Origin of the sequence: Streptomyces aculeolatus (genome assembly GCF_020400605.1) — a bacterium.
GTDB classification, from domain to species: domain Bacteria; phylum Actinomycetota; class Actinomycetes; order Streptomycetales; family Streptomycetaceae; genus Streptomyces; species Streptomyces aculeolatus.
This window is the reverse complement of the sequence record NZ_JAINRD010000027.1, coordinates 111585-129330: the sequence shown is the minus strand read 5'-3', so window position 1 is coordinate 129330 and position 17746 is coordinate 111585. Positions and strand designations below refer to the sequence as shown.

The 17746-nt window shown below is 74.4% G+C and carries 17 protein-coding genes; 9 read left to right on the top strand and 8 right to left on the bottom strand.

Annotation, left to right across the window (positions count from 1 at the left end; genetic code table 11):
* Positions 1 to 174: 174 nt before the first annotated feature.
* Positions 175 to 528, bottom strand: coding sequence for an iron-sulfur cluster insertion protein ErpA (erpA, locus tag LG396_RS33265; RefSeq protein WP_018837629.1), 354 nt, complete (start codon positions 526 to 528; stop codon positions 175 to 177).
* Between the two features lie 307 nt (positions 529 to 835).
* On the opposite strand from erpA, the gene nadA reads away from it, so the two are divergent.
* Positions 836 to 2020, top strand: coding sequence for a quinolinate synthase NadA (nadA, locus tag LG396_RS33260; protein ID WP_130455848.1), 1185 nt, complete (start codon positions 836 to 838; stop codon positions 2018 to 2020).
* Positions 2021 to 2073: 53 nt separating this feature from the next.
* On the top strand, positions 2074 to 2949 hold the full coding sequence (locus LG396_RS33255; RefSeq protein ID WP_225797593.1) for a GNAT family N-acetyltransferase: 876 nt from the start codon (positions 2074 to 2076) through the stop codon (positions 2947 to 2949).
* On the opposite strand, the gene LG396_RS33250 is transcribed toward LG396_RS33255, so the two are convergent.
* The 6 genes from LG396_RS33250 to LG396_RS33225 all read right to left on the bottom strand — a co-directional run bounded on the left by LG396_RS33250 (position 2886) and on the right by LG396_RS33225 (position 7688).
* Positions 2886 to 3260, bottom strand: coding sequence for a hypothetical protein (locus LG396_RS33250; RefSeq protein WP_225797592.1), 375 nt, complete (start codon positions 3258 to 3260; stop codon positions 2886 to 2888). The two genes, LG396_RS33255 and LG396_RS33250, sit on opposite strands and share 64 nt — an antisense overlap.
* Before the next feature lie 144 nt (positions 3261 to 3404).
* Complete coding sequence (locus LG396_RS33245) at positions 3405 to 4178, bottom strand: GNAT family N-acetyltransferase (protein WP_225797598.1); 774 nt, start codon at positions 4176 to 4178, stop codon at positions 3405 to 3407.
* A 50-nt stretch (positions 4179 to 4228) separates the two neighbouring features.
* Positions 4229 to 4951 (bottom strand): response regulator, encoded by a 723-nt coding sequence (locus LG396_RS33240; protein WP_018844075.1) that lies wholly within the window; start codon positions 4949 to 4951, stop codon positions 4229 to 4231.
* Positions 4948 to 6474, bottom strand: coding sequence for a sensor histidine kinase (locus LG396_RS33235; protein ID WP_225797591.1), 1527 nt, complete (start codon positions 6472 to 6474; stop codon positions 4948 to 4950). Before LG396_RS33235 ends, LG396_RS33240 begins: the two co-directional genes overlap by 4 nt.
* An 88-nt stretch (positions 6475 to 6562) precedes the next feature.
* Positions 6563 to 6841, bottom strand: coding sequence for a PspA-associated protein PspAA (gene pspAA, locus LG396_RS33230; RefSeq protein ID WP_018837621.1), 279 nt, complete (start codon positions 6839 to 6841; stop codon positions 6563 to 6565).
* 37 nt (positions 6842 to 6878) lie between these two features.
* Positions 6879 to 7688, bottom strand: coding sequence for a PspA/IM30 family protein (locus tag LG396_RS33225; protein WP_037730034.1), 810 nt, complete (start codon positions 7686 to 7688; stop codon positions 6879 to 6881).
* A gap of 318 nt (positions 7689 to 8006) precedes the next feature.
* Here LG396_RS33225 and LG396_RS33220 point away from each other — a divergent pair, with 318 nt between their 5' ends.
* A complete protein-coding gene (locus tag LG396_RS33220) occupies positions 8007 to 8558 on the top strand; it encodes a DUF3043 domain-containing protein (RefSeq protein ID WP_018837618.1) in 552 nt (183 codons plus the stop codon).
* Positions 8559 to 8688: 130 nt separating this feature from the next.
* On the opposite strand, the gene LG396_RS33215 is transcribed toward LG396_RS33220, so the two are convergent.
* Positions 8689 to 8904, bottom strand: a complete 216-nt coding sequence (locus LG396_RS33215; RefSeq protein ID WP_018837617.1) for a hypothetical protein — start codon at positions 8902 to 8904, stop codon at positions 8689 to 8691.
* Between the two features lie 105 nt (positions 8905 to 9009).
* Here LG396_RS33215 and LG396_RS33210 point away from each other — a divergent pair, with 105 nt between their 5' ends.
* From LG396_RS33210 to sucB, 6 genes are all read left to right on the top strand, one after another.
* Positions 9010 to 10212, top strand: coding sequence for a bifunctional adenosylcobinamide kinase/adenosylcobinamide-phosphate guanylyltransferase (locus tag LG396_RS33210; RefSeq protein ID WP_225797590.1), 1203 nt, complete (start codon positions 9010 to 9012; stop codon positions 10210 to 10212).
* Between the two features lie 146 nt (positions 10213 to 10358).
* Complete coding sequence (locus LG396_RS33205; RefSeq protein WP_225797589.1) at positions 10359 to 11453, top strand: nicotinate-nucleotide--dimethylbenzimidazole phosphoribosyltransferase; 1095 nt, start codon at positions 10359 to 10361, stop codon at positions 11451 to 11453.
* Entirely contained in the window at positions 11437 to 12324 is an 888-nt protein-coding gene (locus LG396_RS33200) for an adenosylcobinamide-GDP ribazoletransferase (protein WP_225797588.1), read from the top strand. The genes LG396_RS33205 and LG396_RS33200 overlap by 17 nt, the downstream gene beginning before the upstream one ends.
* A gap of 355 nt (positions 12325 to 12679) precedes the next feature.
* On the top strand, positions 12680 to 14263 hold the full coding sequence (locus tag LG396_RS33195; protein ID WP_027767171.1) for a leucyl aminopeptidase: 1584 nt from the start codon (positions 12680 to 12682) through the stop codon (positions 14261 to 14263).
* A gap of 188 nt (positions 14264 to 14451) precedes the next feature.
* A complete protein-coding gene (gene lpdA / locus LG396_RS33190) occupies positions 14452 to 15840 on the top strand; it encodes a dihydrolipoyl dehydrogenase (protein ID WP_018837612.1) in 1389 nt (462 codons plus the stop codon).
* 50 nt (positions 15841 to 15890) lie between these two features.
* The gene (gene sucB / locus LG396_RS33185; RefSeq protein WP_225797587.1) at positions 15891 to 17723 is read left to right on the top strand and encodes a 2-oxoglutarate dehydrogenase, E2 component, dihydrolipoamide succinyltransferase; all 1833 of its coding nucleotides are present in this window, start codon (positions 15891 to 15893) and stop codon (positions 17721 to 17723) included.
* Positions 17724 to 17746: the final 23 nt, after the last annotated feature.

The window sequence follows — 17746 nt, the reverse complement described above, 5'->3', positions numbered from 1 at the left end:
GGCCCTGTCTGACAAATCCCGCCTGCGGCGCGGCGTCTGGCACGCACGCTCGCCGCGTTGTCGGGACCGACCGAATAGGCCCACTATGCGGTCGACCCTCCGCCTTGCGATCGCACGCACCAGACGCCGCGCCACCCGCCCTGCGGGCGGACGGCGCGATTCGTCAGACAGGGCCTAGCTGAAGGAGTCGCCGCAGGCGCAGGAGCCGGTCGCGTTCGGGTTGTCGATCGTGAAGCCCTGCTTCTCGATGGTGTCGACGAAGTCGATCGACGCACCGGTCAGATACGGGGCGCTCATCCGGTCGGTCACGACCGAGACGCCGCCGAAGTCCTTGACGACGTCGCCGTCGAGGTCGCGGTCGTCGAAGAAGAGCTGGTAGCGCAGGCCGGAGCAGCCACCGGGCTGTACGGCGACGCGGAGCTTGAGATCCGGCTGGCCTTCCTGCTCCAGCAGGCTCTTGACCTTCGCCGCAGCGGCGTCGGACAGAATGATGCCGTCGACTGCGGTGGTCTCGCCCTGAACGGTCATTCGCATGTCTCCCGGGTTGTGGACTGCTTGCCGATCGAGTCCAACCGGCCGCGCTCCCGATTCATTCCGGCCGGGCGCGCGCTTTCTTGCTCCTTTCATGCTCGCATACGCCACCACTTCGGGTCATCCGCCCAAGGTCGGAGGAGGGCGTACGGACCGGGCCGGGGCGCGCGGGCGGCATTCGTCACATTGACGCGAGCACCATCGTCAACCTGACGCGAAGGGGATATGATTAATAACGTCAATGTGACGAAAATAGATGCGCCGGCAGCCCGCCGCGAGCCGAAGAGAAAGGGTGGAGTGCGCTGTGACCACCGCCCAGGACCTTGATGTGACCCCCACGCCCCTCGCCCTGCTGCTGCTCGGGCGGGAGGCGGACCCCTCCAGCGAGCGCGGCGTCGACTGTCCCGGCGACCTGCCCGCCCCCTCCGACCCCGGGCTGGTCGAGCGCGCCCGCGCGGCCAAGGAGCGGCTCGGCGAGAAGGTCTTCGTCCTCGGCCACCACTACCAGCGCGACGAGGTCATCCAGTTCGCCGACGTGACCGGCGACTCCTTCAAGCTCGCGCAGCAGGCCGCGGCCCGCCCCGAGGCGGAGTTCATCGTCTTCTGCGGCGTGCACTTCATGGCCGAGTCCGCGGACATCCTCACCACCGACGCCCAGGCGGTCGTCCTGCCCGACCTGGCCGCCGGCTGCTCCATGGCCGACATGGCCACCGCCGAGCAGGTCGCCGAGTGCTGGGACGTGCTCACCGAGGCCGGTGTGGCGGACGCCACCGTCCCCGTGTCGTACATGAACTCCTCCGCGGACATCAAGGCGTTCACGGGCCGGCACGGCGGCACGATATGCACCTCCTCGAACGCCGAGCGGGCCCTGGAGTGGGCCTTCGCGCAGCGCGAGGCCGGCGCGGGCAAGGTGCTGTTCCTGCCCGACCAGCACCTCGGCCGCAACACCGCGATACGCGACCTGGGCCTGGCCCCCGGCGACTGCGTCGTCTACAACCCGCACCGGCCGAACGGCGGCCTGACCGCCGAGCAGCTGCGCGAGGCGAAGATGATCCTGTGGCGCGGACACTGCTCCGTGCACGGCCGCTTCTCGCTCGACTCCGTCAACGAGGTGCGCGAGCGCATCCCCGGCGTCAACGTGCTGGTCCATCCCGAGTGCAAGCACGAGGTGGTCTCCGCCGCCGACCAGGTGGGCTCCACCGAGCACATCATCAAGGCCCTCGACGCGGCCCCCGCCGGCTCGAAGTGGGCCGTCGGGACGGAGCTGAACCTCGTCCGCCGGCTGGCCAAGCGCCACCCCGACAAGGAGATCGTCTTCCTCGACCGCACCGTCTGCTTCTGCTCCACCATGAACCGCATCGACCTGCCCCACCTGGTCTGGGCGCTGGAGTCGCTGGCGGACGGCAAGCTCGTCAACCGCATCGAGGTCGACAAGGAGACCGGGCACTTCGCCGAACTCGCGCTGGAGCGGATGCTGGCACTGCCCTGACGTCCGGATACGGGGGGTGACGCGGGCCCGGCGCAGGGCAGAGGATTGACCGCATGATCCTGCGCCAGGTCCGCGACACGAAGGACGACGCCGAGGCCGTACGCCTCACCGCCCACGCCGCGTTCGCCGCCTCGCACGAAGCCAAGGGCGACCCGCCCGAGGAGCCCGACGAGAACGGCGCGATCCTCCTGCGCAGCGTCGTACGGCACCTCGCGCGCACCGACCCCAGCGGCTGCTGGCTCGCCATGGACGACGCGGGCCGGCCGGTCGGCACGGCACTGTCCACCAGGCGCGAGGGGACCTGGGGGCTGTCTCTGCTGGCCGTCGTGCCGGACGCGCAGGGCAAGGGGCTCGGCAAGGCGCTGCTCGCGCGGACGCTCGCGTACGGGCGCGGCTGCCTGCGCGGCCTCATCTGCGGCTCCCGCCACCCGCACGCCGCCCGCGCCTACCGCACCGCCGGCTTCACCCTGCACCCCGCGATGCGGCTGCGCGGCACCGTCGACCACGCCGGCCTGGAGCCGCCCACGGGCGCGGTCGTCGAGGGCGGGCCGGGGCAGCGGGACCTCATGGACTCCGTCGACCGCAGACTGCGCGGCGGCGCCCACGGCCCGGACCACACCGAGATGCTGCGCCACTACCAGTGCATCGTCTCCGACGACCTGGCCGGCAGCGGGTACGCGTACCTGCTCGACGGCCGGGTGGAGCTGCTGGCGGCGACGTCGCGGCGGATCGCTGCCCGGCTGCTGACGGCGGCCCTGCTGAGCCTGGCCCCGGGGGCGGCGGCCCGGGTCGCGCACCTGACGGCGGACCAGGAGTGGGCGGTGGACGTGGGCCTGGCGGCAGGCCTGGAGCTGACGACGGCGGGCTACGTCTGCGTACGGGGCATGCGCCCCCCGGCGCCGTACATCCCGTCGGATCTGTTCTTGTAGGGGGCTGTTTCTCTGGACGAGTGGATCCGAAGCTCCGCCCCCCGGGAGACCAGGAACTCCGGCCGCAGCCGCCAGGGGCTGCCGTCCTCGGTCTCCACCGTGTAGAGCGGTCCGACGCGGCCATCACGCTCGTCCTGCTCGATGACACACGTGACGATCACACCGCGGCTGCCCACGATCTCCGGCCCGAGCCGGCCCAGTTCCGGAATCGGTGGGTGTGGCGTCGTCAGTTCCACCATCTCGCCGTAGACCAGCCTGGCCTGCTCGGGCCAGGGAGTCTCGTCCGGCAACCACCGATGCTCGACGGTCATGAGCCTCCTGTTCATGGCCTCCGCAGACCACCACACCATAACGACGAGGCGCCCGGACGGAGCGGCCTGGCCGGTTCCCGGTCGCGTGCTCAGCAGGCTCCGGATGGCCGGGGCGGCCACCACCGTCACATCGGATCTGCTCGTCTAGGGGATTCGGGGGCCGACGGCGTGTTCGGTGAAGCGGCCGCAGGAGTGGAACCCCAGGCGGCGGTAGACGGGCTCGCCGTCCGCCGACGCCTGTAGGACCGCGATGCGGTGAGCCCGGTCGCGGGCCGTGCGGAGTGCCGCGAGCGTGACGGCGCCGCCGTAGCCCCGCCGGCGGTGCGCGGCCAGGGTGGAGATGTTGTAGATGCCGGCGACGCCCGCGTGGTGGAAGACCTCGGCGGAGCAGACCGCCCGGCTCCCCACGTAGCCGACCAGGTACCGGGCCGGGCACCGCGCGGCCAGGGCCTGCGGGGCGGCCCGGGCGAAGAAGCGGCGGACGGTGTCGGCGGGCGGGTCCCAGTTCGCGGCGAGAACCGCGGCGTAGTCGGCGAGCTGCTCAGGTGTGGCCACCGTCCGGATGTCGAGTTCCCGGACGGCGGGCGGTGGCAGGGATTCGTCCAGCCGGGCCCACATCGCCGTCTCGCTCTCGGACGCCGGCAGGCCGGCCGCGGCCAGGCGGGCGGAGAGGTCCGGCGGGGTCGAGGCGGGGCCCACCCACCAGGAGAAGCGGCGGCCGGTACGGGCCAGCGTCCGGGCGGTCCCGGTGATCCGTGCGTCGGCGTCGGCGGCGGTGAAGCGGGCCGCGGCGACGATGTTGAAGGTGTCGTCGTCCAGGCCGCTGTCGGCGACCAGGAGGTCGCCGGCCTCGGTGACGGCCGCACCGGTCATGCCCCGGTGCAGGTGGCAGGCGTGTTCCGCCAGGTTCCGCTCCATCCTGTCCAGCAGGTCCGCCTCGTCGAGGAAATGATCACTCATGGCGGGGCCTAGCTGCCGGGGCGGACGAGGCCCGACTCGTAGGCCAGGACCACCAGTTGGGCGCGGTCGCGGGCGCCCAGTTTGGCCATCGTGCGGTTGACGTGGGTCTTCACCGTCAGCGGGCTGACCTCCAGCTGGCCGGCGATCTCGTCGTTCGCCAGGCCGCGGGCCACCAGGCCCAGCACCTCGCGCTCCCGGCTCGTCAGGGCGGAGAGGCGGTCCGGGGCCGGCCGGCGGCCGGTGGCGTCGGGGGTGCCGTCCGGCGGGGTGTCGCCGCCGGCGAGGAAGCGGGCGATGAGGCCCTTCGTCGCCGTGGGCGACAGCAGCGCGTCGCCGTCCGCCGCCACCCGGATCGCGGCCAGCAGTTCGCCGGGCTCCGCGCCCTTGCCGAGGAAGCCGGACGCGCCGGCGCGCAGGGCCTCGACGACGTAGTCGTCGACCTCGAAGGTCGTCAGGATCACCACGCGCACGTGGCGGAGGCCGTCGTCCTCGGAGATCGTGCGGGTGGCGGTCAGGCCGTCGGTGCCGGGCATCCGGATGTCCATGAGGACCAGGTCCGCGCCCGTCTCGCGGACGAGCCGCACCGCCTCCGCGCCGTCGCCCGCCTCGCCGACGACCTCCATGTCCGGCTCGGAGTCGACCAGGACGCGGAACGCGCTGCGCATCAGCGCGTGGTCGTCCGCCAGCACCACCCGGATCGGCCGCGTCCGCGGCGGCGGGACCTCGCTCAACCCTGCTCCTTGATCGCCTCGCCGGGTGCGCGGCGCAGGCAGCCGGCCGTACGCGGCCCGCCCGTCCCGCGCGGCGCCCGGGTCGTGCCCGTCGTGCCCGTGCCACCGGGTGCCCCGTCCGTTCCCGCGCCGGCGTCGGCGGGGCCGTCCGCAGCCGCGTCGCCCGTGTCCGGGGCTACCCGCAGCGGCAACCGTACCCGCACCTCGAAGCCCTTCCGGCCGTCCGCGCGCCCGCCCACCGTGCACCGGCCGCCCAGCGCGGCGGCGCGCTCCCGCATGCCGACGAGCCCGAGCCCGCCCGCGCGCTCGCCGTCCCCGTCCCCGTCCCGCATGGCGCCGTCCCCCTCGCCGCCGTCCCGAGCCCCGCCGTCCCGGGACCCGCTCTCCCGGCCGCCGCCGTCCGGTCCGGTGCCCGCCGTGCCCCGGCCGTCGTCGCGGACCGCGACCTCCAGCCCGTCCGCCTCCCGCGACAGGCTCACCACCGCGTGCGCGCCCGCCCCCGCGTGCTTGCGCACGTTCGTCAGCGCCTCCTGGAGCACCCGGTACGCCGCCAGGTCCACCGCCGCCGGCAGCGTGCCGACCACCTCGGCCGCCCGCTCCACCCGCGTCGTCACCGCCGTCCTGCGCGGCCCCAGCTCCGAGGCGACCTCCACCGACACCGGCGTGCCGGCCCGGACGAACCCCTCCACCAGGTCCGCCAGCACCGCCAGCCCGGGCGCCGGCTCGGTGGGCGCGTGCGGGTCGCCGGACTGGCGCAGCAGCCCGACGGTGGTACGCAGTTCCTCCAGCGCCGTGCGGCTCGCGTCCCGTACGTGCGCGAGCGCCTCCTTGGCCTGGTCCGGGCGGCTCTCCATCACGTGCGAGGCCACCCCCGCCTGGACGTTGACCAGCGCGATGTGGTGCGCGACGACGTCGTGCAGCTCGCGCGCGATCCGTACCCGCTCCTCCGCGACCCGCCGCCGCGCCTCCTCCTCGCGGGTCCGCTCGGCCCGCTCGGCGCGCTCCCGGATGGCGGCGACGAAGGCCCGGCGGCTGCGCACGGCGTCGCCGACGCCGGCGGCCATGCCGGTCCAGGCGAAGACCCCGAGGTTCTCGTCCGCGTACCAGGGGCGGTCGCCGAAGAGCATCATCGCGAACGTCAGCACCCCGATGGTGAGCAGTGCGATGCGCCAGGTGGTGTGCCGGTCGGTGCGGGCGGCGACGGTGTAGAGGGCGACCACGACGCTGAGCGCGATCGGCGAGCGCGGATCGCCCGCGGACGCGATGACGTGCGCGATCGTCAGCGCCATCGTGACGGCGAGCACCGCCCACGGCGCACGCCGCCGCAGGACGAGGACGGCGCAGGCCGCCGTCGCGAGCACGACCTCGGCGGCGCCGAGGTCGGCCGGCGGCGGCGCGTTCGCCCCCCGGTCGGGGAAGACGGACGTGATGAGGATGGCGGCGAGCGCGGCCGCCGCCACCAGGGCGTCGGCGGCGAGGGTGTGTGCCCGCAGCCAGCGGGGCAGAGCGGCGAGAGGGGTCACGGCAGCGGTGTGTGCAGAGGAGGGCCGGCCCCGGTCCTGGCGACCGGGGCGGGGAGCGGCCGAGGCGTACGTGGTGGCGGGCCGGGAGTCAGCTGGGGATGAGGCCGTCGTCGCTGAGCATCTCCCGGACCTCCTCCAGGGAGGCGTCCGGCCCCGGGAGGATCAGCTCGGACGGCTCCAGCGCGTCGTCCGGCAGCGGGGTGCCCAGCGAGCGCACGGCGTCGAGCAGGGCGCCGAGGGTCCGCCGGAAACCGGCTTCGTCACCGCTCTCCATCTCGGCGAGCAGTTCGTCGTCCAGTTTGTTGAGCTCGGTGAAGTGGCTGTCGTCCAGCTTCACCTGACCCTCCCCCATGATCCGTACGATCACGGCCTTCTCCCGTTCTTCCGAGCCCGTCGAGGGGCGGTCACTGCTTGTCGAACCGCGGCGCGTCCTGCGGCGGAGCCTGCTGCTGCGGCGGGGTCTGGGCGCCCTGCTGGCCGCCCTCGATCGCCTGCTGCTGCTCCGCGGGCCCGCCCGCCAGCTCGGCCTTCATGCGCTGCAGCTCCAGCTCGACGTCCGCGCCGCCGGAGAGCCGGTCCAGCTCGGCGGAGATGTCGTCCTGCGCCATTCCCGTCGGGTCGTCCAGCGCACCGGAGGCCAGCAGCTCGTCGATGGCGCCGGCGCGGGCCTGCATCTGCGCCGTGCGGTCCTCGGCGCGCTGCACGGCCAGGCCGACGTCGCCCATCTCCTCGGAGATGCCGGAGAACGCCTCGCCGATCCGCGTCTGGGCCTGCGCCGCGGTGTACGTGGCCTTGATGGTCTCCTTCTTCGTACGGAAGGCGTCCACCTTGGCCTGCAGCCGCTGCGCGGCGAGGGTGAGCTTCTCCTCCTCGCTCTGCAGCGTCTGGTGCTGCGTCTCCAGGTCCGTGACCTGCTGGTGCAGCGCCGCCTTGCGGGACAGCGCCTCGCGCGCCAGGTCCTCGCGGCCGAGGGCGAGGGCCTTCTTGCCCTGGTCCTCCAGCTTGGCGGACTGGTTCTGCAGCTGGCCGAGCTGCAGCTCCAGGCGCTTGCGCGACGTCGCCACGTCGGCGACGCCCCGGCGCACCTTCTGCAGCAGCTCCAGCTGCTTCTGGTACGAGTAGTCGAGAGTCTCGCGCGGGTCCTCGGCCCGGTCCAGGGCCTTGTTGGCCTTCGCGCGGAAGATCATCCCCATCCGCTTCATGACACCGCTCATGGGCCTCGCGCGCCCCCTTCTGACGGACTTCAGCCTCGGCACATACTCTGCAGAACCCACAGTACGGGCCCTGCTTCCATTACCGCACTGCCTGGGCGCCAATGCGCTCCTCCTGCAGGACGAACCGCCAGGGGTTCGCCCTCCCGCCCAGGGAGTAGACGACCGTAGGGGCTCCCGGTTCGCGCGCCCCCACAGGTAGTGACACGCACGCCGTTGCCGGATCGTTCCCCCTCGGTCTGGGTCGTACACCCGACTGCCCCTATTCTTGGGCTTGTGTTCGGAAGCCGTTCCAAGGATGACCAGTCCACTGAGCCCGAGGTGAGCGCGGTGGAGTCGAAGCATGTGCGTCCGGCCGAGGCGCCCAAGGGCAGGCCCACGCCCAAGCGCAGCGAGTCGCAGGCGCAGCGCCGCGCCATGGCCAAGACGCCGACGACGCGCAAGGAGGCGTCCAAACGCGCGCGGGAGGCGCGCAGGGCCGACATGGCCAGGCAGCGCGAGGCGCTGGCCTCGGGCAACGAGAAGTACCTGCCCCCACGCGACAAGGGGCCGGTGCGCAAGTTCGTGCGGGACTACGTGGACTCGCGGTGGTGCGTGGCGGAGTTCTTCCTGCCCCTGGCCATCGTCATCCTCATGCTCAGCATCACGCCGTCGGCGGGGCTGAAGAACATCTCGCTGCTGCTGTGGCTGTTCGTGATCGTGCTGATCGTCTTCGACTCGATCGCGATCACCATCCAGGTGAAGAGGCAGCTCAAGCAGCGCTTCCCGGACGAGAGCCACCGCGGCGCCAAGGCGTACGCGCTGATGCGCACGCTCCAGCTGCGCCGGATGCGGCTGCCGAAGCCGCAGGTGAAGCGGGGCGAGCGGCCCTGACGCCGACGGGCGTACGGGGCGGAGGACCGCCGCGTACGCCCGTAAGACGTCGAAGGGGCCGGACGCCGCCGACCAGGTGGCGGGCGGCACTTCGACGGCGCCGCCCGGCCCGTGGGCCTCCGGCCCTCCGCTATGCGCCTTCGGCCGCTTCCAGGCTCATCGGGCCGTAGACCTCGGCGCCGTCCTCCAGCAGCCTGACCTGCTCGACGCCGCCCTCCAGCAGTTCCTTCCAGACCTCGCCGATCCACGACTCCGCATCACCCTGGGTAGTGAAGTCCTCCGGTTCCACCGCCGGGGTCGCCTCCGTGCCGTCGGCCTTCTCGAACCGCCAGGTCCACGCTGCCATCACTGCCTCCGTCCCACGCCGGATAGTGCGCTCGCAGCGTAACCGAGAGCGCTGAAGCGCCGCCCCGCGCGGGCGCGGGCCCGACCCTCGCGAGACGATCGGACCGTGGACATCACCCTCCTCGGCACCGGTGCGCCCGCCGGGCTGCCGCGCCCCGGCTGCCCCTGCGCGGCGTGTGCCTCCGCCACCGGGCCCGAGGCGCGGGCGGCGACGTCCGTCCTCGTGGACGGCATCGTGCTGCTCGACCTCACGCCCGGTGCCGCGCTCGCCGCGGCGCGCGCCGGGCGGACGCTGTCGGGCGTCATGCAGGTGCTGCTCAGCCACCCGCACGACGGACCCGCCGTGGCACCCCCCGCGGGTCTGCCGCCGCCGTCGCGGGCGCCGGAGGGGCAGGAGGTGACGCTGATCAGCGGGCACCGGGTGCGGGCCGTGGCGGTCGACTCCCCCGGCACCGGGTACGAGGTCACCGGGCCCGGCGGGCGGCGGCTGCTGTATCTGCCGCCGGGTGCCGCGCCGGCCGGGCTGCGGGGTCCGGTGGAGCCGTACGACCTGGTGCTGCTCGACGTCTGCGGCCGCCCCGACGCGCTCGCCCGGCTGCGCGCCCACGGCGCCGTCGCCGCCGCCACCGACGTCGTCGCCGTGCACCTCGGCGGCCACTCCGGCGGCGCCTCGGGGCCGACCCCGCCGCCCGGCCCCGAGCTGCACCGCAGGCTCGCCGCGGCGGGGGCCAGGGCCGTACCCGACGGGCAGAGCCTCCTCGTCGGCCACGGCCCGGACAGCCCCGTCGTGCCGCGGCGCACGCTGGTCCTGGGCGGCGCCAGGTCCGGGAAGTCGGTGGAGGCGGAGCGGCGGTTCGCGGCGTTCCCGGAGGTCGAGTACGCGGCCACCGGCGGCACCCGCGACGGGGACGCCGAGTGGGCGGCGCGGGTCGCGGCCCACCGCGAGCGCCGGCCGGCGGGCTGGCGCACCACCGAGTCCTGCGACCTGGTGCCGCTGCTCGCCGCGGACGGCGCGCCCCCGCTGCTGGTCGACTGCCTGTCGCTGTGGCTGACGGACGCCATGGACCGGGCGGGCGCGTGGGAGGGCGGCGACGTACGGCCGCGGGCGGACGAGCTGGTCGCGGCCGTACGCGCCACCCGCCGTACCGTCGTCGCGGTCAGCAACGAGGTCGGCTCGGGTGTCGTCCCGGCCACCCCGTCGGGCCGGCTCTTCCGCGACGAGCTGGGCCGGCTGAACGCGGCGGTGGCGGCGGAGTGCGAGCAGGTGCTGCTGGTGGTGGCGGGGCAGGTGCTGACCCTCCGGGGGTAATCGATTCTGCACCCGGAGGGGCCGCGGGCGTGCGGACGGTCGGCCGGATCCGCCGGAGGGCCCGCACCGCCCCCCGCCCGCCGCCCCGGGCGGAAAACCCCGGGGGCAGCGGAGCCCGCGGCGCGGCCTGCGGGTAATCTGCGCCCGTGAGCGGCCTGAATCTGGACGACTTCATCAACGACATCGACCGCCCCGACTCGTCCGTCCGCCGACGGGCCGAGGACTGGCGGGCGGCCCACGGTCCGCGCCCCGGCGCGCTCGGCCGGCTGGACGACCTCGGCGAGTGGCTGACGGCGGCGCAGGGCGACGTACCGGCCAAGCCGGTCGCGCAGCCGCGCCTGGTGCTGTTCGCCGGCGACCACGGCGTCGCCGAGCTGGACGTCTCCGGCCGCGCCGCGGGCACCGCCGACGCGCTGGCCCGCGCCGCGCTCGACGGCCGGAGCGCCTCCGCGGTCCTCGCCCGCCGCTTCGGCGCCGGGCTGCGGGTCGTCGACATGGCGCTCGACTGCGACCCGGAGTCGCTGCCGAAGGAGGTCACCCGCCGTCGCGTACGCCGGGGCTCCGGCCGTATCGACGTCGAGGACTCGCTCACGGAGGACGAGACCGAGGACGCGTTCCGGGCCGGCATGGCGGTCGCGGACGAGGAGGTCGACTCCGGTACGGACCTGCTGCTCCTCGGCGACCTCAGCGTCGGCGGCACCACGGCGGCCGGCACGATCATCGCCGCCCTGTGCGGCACCGACGCCTCCGTGGTCACCGGCCGCGGCGGCGCGGGCATCGACGACCTGGCGTGGATGCGCAAGTGCGCCGCGATCCGCGACGCGCTGCGCCGCACCCGGCCGGTGCTGGGCGACCAGTTGCAGCTGCTCGCCACGGTCGGCGGCGCGGACCTCACCGCGATGACGGGCTTCCTGCTGCAGGCCGCGGTGCGCCGCACGCCGGTCGTGCTCGACGGGGTCGTCTCGGCGGCCGCGGCGCTGGTCGCCCAGCGGGTGGCGTTCCGCGCGCCCGACTGGTGGCTGGCCGGCCAGGCGAGCGGCGAGCCGGCGCAGGAGAAGGCGCTGGACCGCATCGCGATCGACCCCCTGCTCGACCACGGCGTGACGACGGGCGAGGGCGCCGGCGCCCTGCTGGCCCTGCCGTTCCTCCAGGCGGCGGCGGAACTCTGGTCGGACCTGCCGGAGCACGCGCCCGGCCCGGAGGACTCCGCGGCCGAGGACGCGGTTGACGACATCACCTGACCCGGCGGACCCGCCCGGCGCCGCCCGGCCGGGCCGGGCCGAGGACGCGGACGGCCGCTGCGAACCGTCCGCACGCGCGGCCGCCTCGCCGCTCGCCGCCGCCCTGCGGTTCGCCTTCGGGACCCTGACCGTCCTGCCCGTACGCGTCCACCGCTGGGACCGCGCCGCCGCCCGCGGCGGCATGCTCGCCGCGCCCGCCGCCGGGCTCGTGGTCGGCCTCGTCGCCGCCGGAGCCGGCACGCTGCTGCTCCTCGCCGGGGCCGGCGCGGCCGTCGCCGCGGTGGCCGCCGTCGCCGTGCCCGCCGCGCTGACGCGGGGGCTGCACCTCGACGGGCTCGCCGACACCGCCGACGGGCTGGGCAGCGGCCGGCCCGCCGCCGGGGCGCTGGAGGTCATGCGGCGCTCCGACATCGGCCCGTTCGGCGTGGTCACGCTGCTGCTGGTGCTGCTCGGGCAGATCGCCGCGGTGTACGAGCTGTACGACGACGGCTCCCGGGTCCGCGCCGCGCTCGCCGTCACCGCCGCCGCCGTCGCCGCCCGCGCGGCCCTCGCCCTCGCCGCCCGCACCGGCGTGCCGGCGGCCCGCCCGGAGGGCCTGGGCGCCGCCGTGGCGGGGGTGCTCTCCGGCCGTACGGCCGCCGCCTGCGCGGCGGTTGCCACCGCCGTCCCCGCCGGGGCTGCCGGGCTCCTGGCCGGCCCGTACGCGGCGCTGCACACCGCCCTCGCGGTCGTCGGCGCGCTGGCCGCCGCCGAGTTGCTGCGGCACCACTGCGTACGCCGCTTCGGCGGGGTCACCGGCGACGTGTTCGGCGCGCTCGCCGAGACGGCCGCGACCGTCGCGCTGGTCGCCGCGGTCCTGGGGCCCGCCTGACCGGATCCCGCCCCGGACGGGGTACGGCGCACGCGCCCGGTGCGACGCGGAAACCTCGTACACACGCTCGCCGCGTCCTCCGCCCGGCGGCCGGAACCCACCGGAAGCCGCACCTGAAACCCGCCGCCCGGACCGCCCCGCCCGCCCGACCGGCCCCGGCCGTCCCGGGCCAGGCCCGGGCCAGGCCCCCGGCACAGGACCCGCACCGGCCCGCCGGCGCCCGCGGCGGGTCCCCGCCACCTGCCCGTACGCGGGGAAACCCGCCGTCAACCCGGCGCCCTCCGCGGGCGTCGTACCGCATACGATGCCGCGTACACCCCCCGAAACCCGCACCCGAGAATGGATCCTCACCACCGTGACTGCTCTGACTCTCAGTTCCTCGTCCGCCACCGGCCTGCGTGCGGACGCCGTCGTCGTGGGTGTGGCCAAGGGCCCCAAGGGTCCCGTGCCGGCCCCCGGCGCGGAGGCGGTCGACGAGGCGTACGGCGGGAAGCTGGGCGCCGTGCTGGAGGCCCTCGGGGCGTCCGGCGGCGAGGGCGAGGTCACGAAGCTGCCCGCGCCCGACGGCCTCAAGGCACCCGTCGTCGTCGCCGTCGGCCTCGGCGCCCTGCCCGAGAAGGGCGACGCCTACGACACCGAGACCCTGCGCCGCGCCGCGGGCAGCGCCGCCCGCGCGCTGGCCGGCGCGAAGAAGGCCGCTTTCGCGCTGCCGCTGGACGTCGCCGACGACACCGCCGCGGTGGCGGAGGGCGCGCTGCTCGGCGCGTACGCCTTCAACACCTACCGCGACGGCGGCGCGGACGCCGCGGCCGCCGACGGCAAGGGCGCCAAGGCGACCAAGGGCGGCAAGGGCGCGAAGGCCAGGGCGAACGGCGGCGCCAAGGCCGCGCTCGCCGAGATCGCCCTCCTCGGCGGCAAGCGCGACAAGGCCCACCGCGCCGCCGTCGAGCGCGCCGCCGTGCTCGCCGAGGAGGTCAACCGCGCCCGCGACCTGATCAACCTCCCCTCCAACGACCTCGACCCCACCGGCTTCGCCGCCGCCGCCCAGCAGGCCGGCAAGGAGCACGGCTTCAAGGTCGCGGTGACGGACGAGAAGGCGCTCGCGAAGGGCGGCTACGGCGGCCTCCTCGGCGTCGGCCAGGGCTCGCAGACCCCGCCCCGGCTGGTCCGCCTGGAGCACCGGCACCCGAAGGCGACGCAGACGATCGCGCTGGTCGGCAAGGGCATCACGTACGACTCGGGCGGCATCTCGCTCAAGCCGGCCGGCCACAACGAGACGATGAAGTGCGACATGAGCGGCGCCGCGGCGGTGCTCTCCGCCGTCTCCGCCGCCGCCCGGCTGAACCTGCCGGTGAACGTCACCGGCTGGCTGGCGCTCGCCGAGAACATGCCCTCCGGCTCCGCCACCCGCCCCGGCGACGTGCTGCGGATGTACAGCGGCAAGACCGTCGAGGTGCTGAACACCGACGCCGAGGGCCGGCTCGTCCTCGCCGACGCGCTGACGAAGGCGTCGGAGGAGAAGCCCGACTACATGATCGACGTGGCGACGCTCACCGGCGCCATGGTGCTGGCCCTGGGCAACCGCACCTTCGGGATCATGGCCAACGACGACGCCTTCCGGACCCGGATCCACATGCTGGCCGAGGCCGCGGGCGAGCAGTCCTGGCCGATGCCGATGCCGCCGGAGCTGAAGAAGGGCATGGAGTCCCCGATCGCCGACATCGCCAACATGGGCGAGCGGATGGGCGGCGGCCTGGTGGCCGGCCTCTTCCTGGAGGAGTTCGTCGGCGAGGGCATCACCTGGGCGCACCTGGACATCGCGGGCCCGGCCTTCAACTCCTCCGGCCCGTTCGGCTACACCCCCAAGGGCGGCACCGGCTCCGCGGTGCGCACCCTGGTCGCGATCGCCGAGGAAGCGGCGCACGGCGACCTGGTCTGACGTGCACCGCAACCCGCCGGCGACCGGTTCCCGGGCCGGCGGGTTGCGGCCCGCGTCTCCGTCTTCCGGCGACAAGTGCGAAGATGGCTGGTGGCAGGACAGGGCCTCAGTAGTAGAGCGGCCGATAAGGAGCCGCCGCCCGGCCGCACCACGGCCGGCCACCGGCGCACATGCATGGAGGACGTGACGTGGCGAACGACGCCAGCACCGTTTTCGACCTGGTGATCCTCGGAGGCGGCAGCGGCGGCTATGCCGCCGCCCTGCGAGGTGCTCAGCTTGGTCTTGACGTCGCCCTGATCGAGAAGGACAAGGTGGGCGGCACCTGCCTGCACCGCGGATGCATCCCGACGAAGGCGCTGCTGCACGCCGGGGAACTCGCCGACCAGGCGCGCGAAGGCGCATCCTTCGGAGTGAACACGACGCTCGACGGCATCGACATGGCCGGCGTGCACAAGTACAAGGACGGCGTGGTCGCCGGCCTCTACAAGGGCCTGCAGGGTCTGATGGCCTCCCGCAAGGTCACCATCGTCGAGGGCGAGGGCCGACTGTCCTCGCCGACCTCGGTGGACGTGAACGGCCAGCGGTACACCGGGCGGCACGTGCTGCTCGCCACCGGTTCGTACTCGAAGTCGCTGCCGGGCCTGGAGATCGACGGCGACCGCATCGTCGCCTCGGAGCACGCGCTGACCCTGGACCGGGTCCCGAAGTCGGCGATCGTGCTGGGCGGCGGCGTCATCGGCGTGGAGTTCGCCTCCGCGTGGAAGTCCTTCGGCGCCGACGTGACGGTCATCGAGGGCCTCAAGCACCTGGTCCCGGCGGAGGACGAGAACAGCTCCAAGCTGCTGGAGCGGGCCTTCCGCAAGCGGGGCATCAAGTTCAACCTGGGCACCTTCTTCGAGAAGGCGGAGTACACCCAGGACGGCGTCAAGGTCACCCTCGCGGACGGCAAGGAGTTCGAGGCCGAGATCCTGCTGGTCGCGGTCGGCCGCGGCCCGGTCTCGCAGGGCCTCGGCTACGAGGAGCAGGGCGTGGCCATGGAGCGCGGCTTCGTCCTCACGGACGAGTACAAGCGCACGAACGTGCCCACGATCTCGGCCGTCGGGGACCTGACCCCGGTGCTCCAGCTCGCGCACGTCGGCTTCGCCGAGGGCATCCTGATCGCGGAGCGGCTGGCCGGCCTCGACGTGGTGCCGATCGACTACGACGGTGTCCCGCGGGTGACGTACTGCCACCCGGAGGTCGCGTCCGTCGGCATCACGGAGGCGAAGGCGAAGGAGACGTACGGTGCCGACAAGGTCGTGGCGCTGAAGTACAACCTGGCGGGCAACGGCAAGAGCAAGATCCTCAAGACCACGGGCGAGATCAAGCTCGTCCAGGTCAAGGACGGCCCCGTGGTCGGCGTGCACATGGTCGGCGACCGCATGGGCGAGCAGGTCGGCGAAGCACAGCTGATCTACAACTGGGAGGCGCTGCCGGCCGAGGTGGCGCAGCTCATCCACGCCCACCCGACCCAGAACGAGGCGCTCGGCGAAGCCCACCTGGCGCTGGCCGGCAAGCCGCTCCACGCTCACGACTGAGCCACGGACACGCCCACCATCCGCAAAGATCGTTAGGAGCAACCGAAACCATGGCGGTTTCCGTAACCCTGCCGGCGCTCGGCGAGAGCGTGACCGAGGGCACCGTCACGCGCTGGCTCAAGGCCGAGGGCGAGAGCGTCGAGGCCGACGAGCCGTTGCTCGAGGTCTCCACCGACAAGGTCGACACCGAGATCCCCTCCCCCGCCGCCGGAGTGCTGTCCTCCATCAAGGTGGCCGAGGATGAGACCGTCGAGATCGGCGCAGAACTGGCCGTGATCGACGACGGCACCGGCGGCGCCGCGGCGGCGCCCGCGCCGGCCGCCGAGCAGGCCGCGGCGCCCGCGGCCGCGCCGGCACCCGCACCCGCCGCCGCACCGGCGCCGGCGCCCGCCCAGGCGCCGGCCGACACCCCGCCCGCGCCCGCGGCGCCGCAGCAGCCCGCGCCCGCGCAGGCCGCCGGCGGTGCCCAGGGCACCGACGTCACGCTGCCCGAGCTGGGCGAGTCGGTCACGGAAGGCACCGTGACCCGCTGGCTCAAGCAGGTCGGCGAGCAGGTCGAGGCCGACGAGCCGCTGCTGGAGATCTCCACCGACAAGGTCGACACGGAGATCCCCTCGCCGGCTGCCGGCACGCTGCTGGAGATCCTGGTCCAGGAGGACGAGACGGCGGAGATCGGCGCCAGGCTGGCGGTCATCGGCACCGGCGCGGCCGCTCCGGCGCCCGCTGCCGCACCCGCCGCTCCGCAGGACGCCGCTCCGGCGGCGCCGGCGGAGCAGCCCGCCGCTCCGGCACCCGCCCCGGCCGCCGCGCCCGCTCCGGCACCGGCGCCCGCTCCGGCTCAGGCGGCTCCGGCCGCCCCGCCGGCGCAGCCCGCCCCGGCCGCTCCGGCTCCGGCGCCCGCCGCTCCGGCACCGGCGCCCGCCGCCGCGGCGCCCGCCGCCGAAGGCGCGTACGTCACGCCCCTGGTGCGCAAGCTCGCCGCCGAGTCCGGCGTCGACCTGGCCACCGTCAAGGGCTCCGGCGTCGGCGGCCGTATCCGCAAGCAGGACGTCGTCGCCGCCGCCGAGCAGGCCGCCCGCGCCGCCGCCTCCGCCCCGGCCGCCGCCCCCGCGACGGCCCCGGCGAGCCGGCCCGCGGCGCCCGTGCTGGAGGCGTCGCCGCTGCGCGGCCAGACCGTGAAGATGCCGCGCATCCGCAAGGTCATCGGCGACAACATGATGCGCGCCCTGCACGAGCAGGCCCAGCTGTCCACCGTGGTCGAGGTGGACGTCACCCGCATCATGCGGATGCGGGCCCGGGCCAAGGACGCGTTCGCGCAGCGCGAGGGCGTGAAGCTCTCGCCGATGCCGTTCTTCGTGAAGGCCGCCGTCCAGGCGCTGAAGGCCCACCCGGTCGTCAACGCCCGTATCAACGAGGACGAGGGCACGATCAGCTACTTCGACACCGAGAACGTCGGTATCGCGGTGGACACGGAGAAGGGCCTGATGACCCCGGTCATCAAGGGCGCGGGCGACCTCAACATCGCCGGCATCGCCAGGAAGACGGCGGAGCTGGCCGGCAAGGTCCGCAACAACAAGATCACCCCGGACGAGGTGTCGGGCGCGACCTTCACCATCAGCAACACCGGCTCGCGCGGGGCGCTGTTCGACACGATCATCGTGCCGCCGAACCAGGTCGCCATCCTGGGCCTCGGCGCCACCGTCAAGCGTCCGACGGTCGTCGACCACCCGGACCTCGGCGAGACGATCGCCGTGCGCCACATGACGTATCTGACGCTCTCCTACGACCACCGCCTGGTGGACGGCGCCGACGCCGCCCGCTACCTGGGCGCGGTCAAGGGCCTCCTGGAGGCAGCCGAGTTCGAGAGCGAGATCGGCCTGTGACGCGAGCCGTCCGGTAGCCGTAC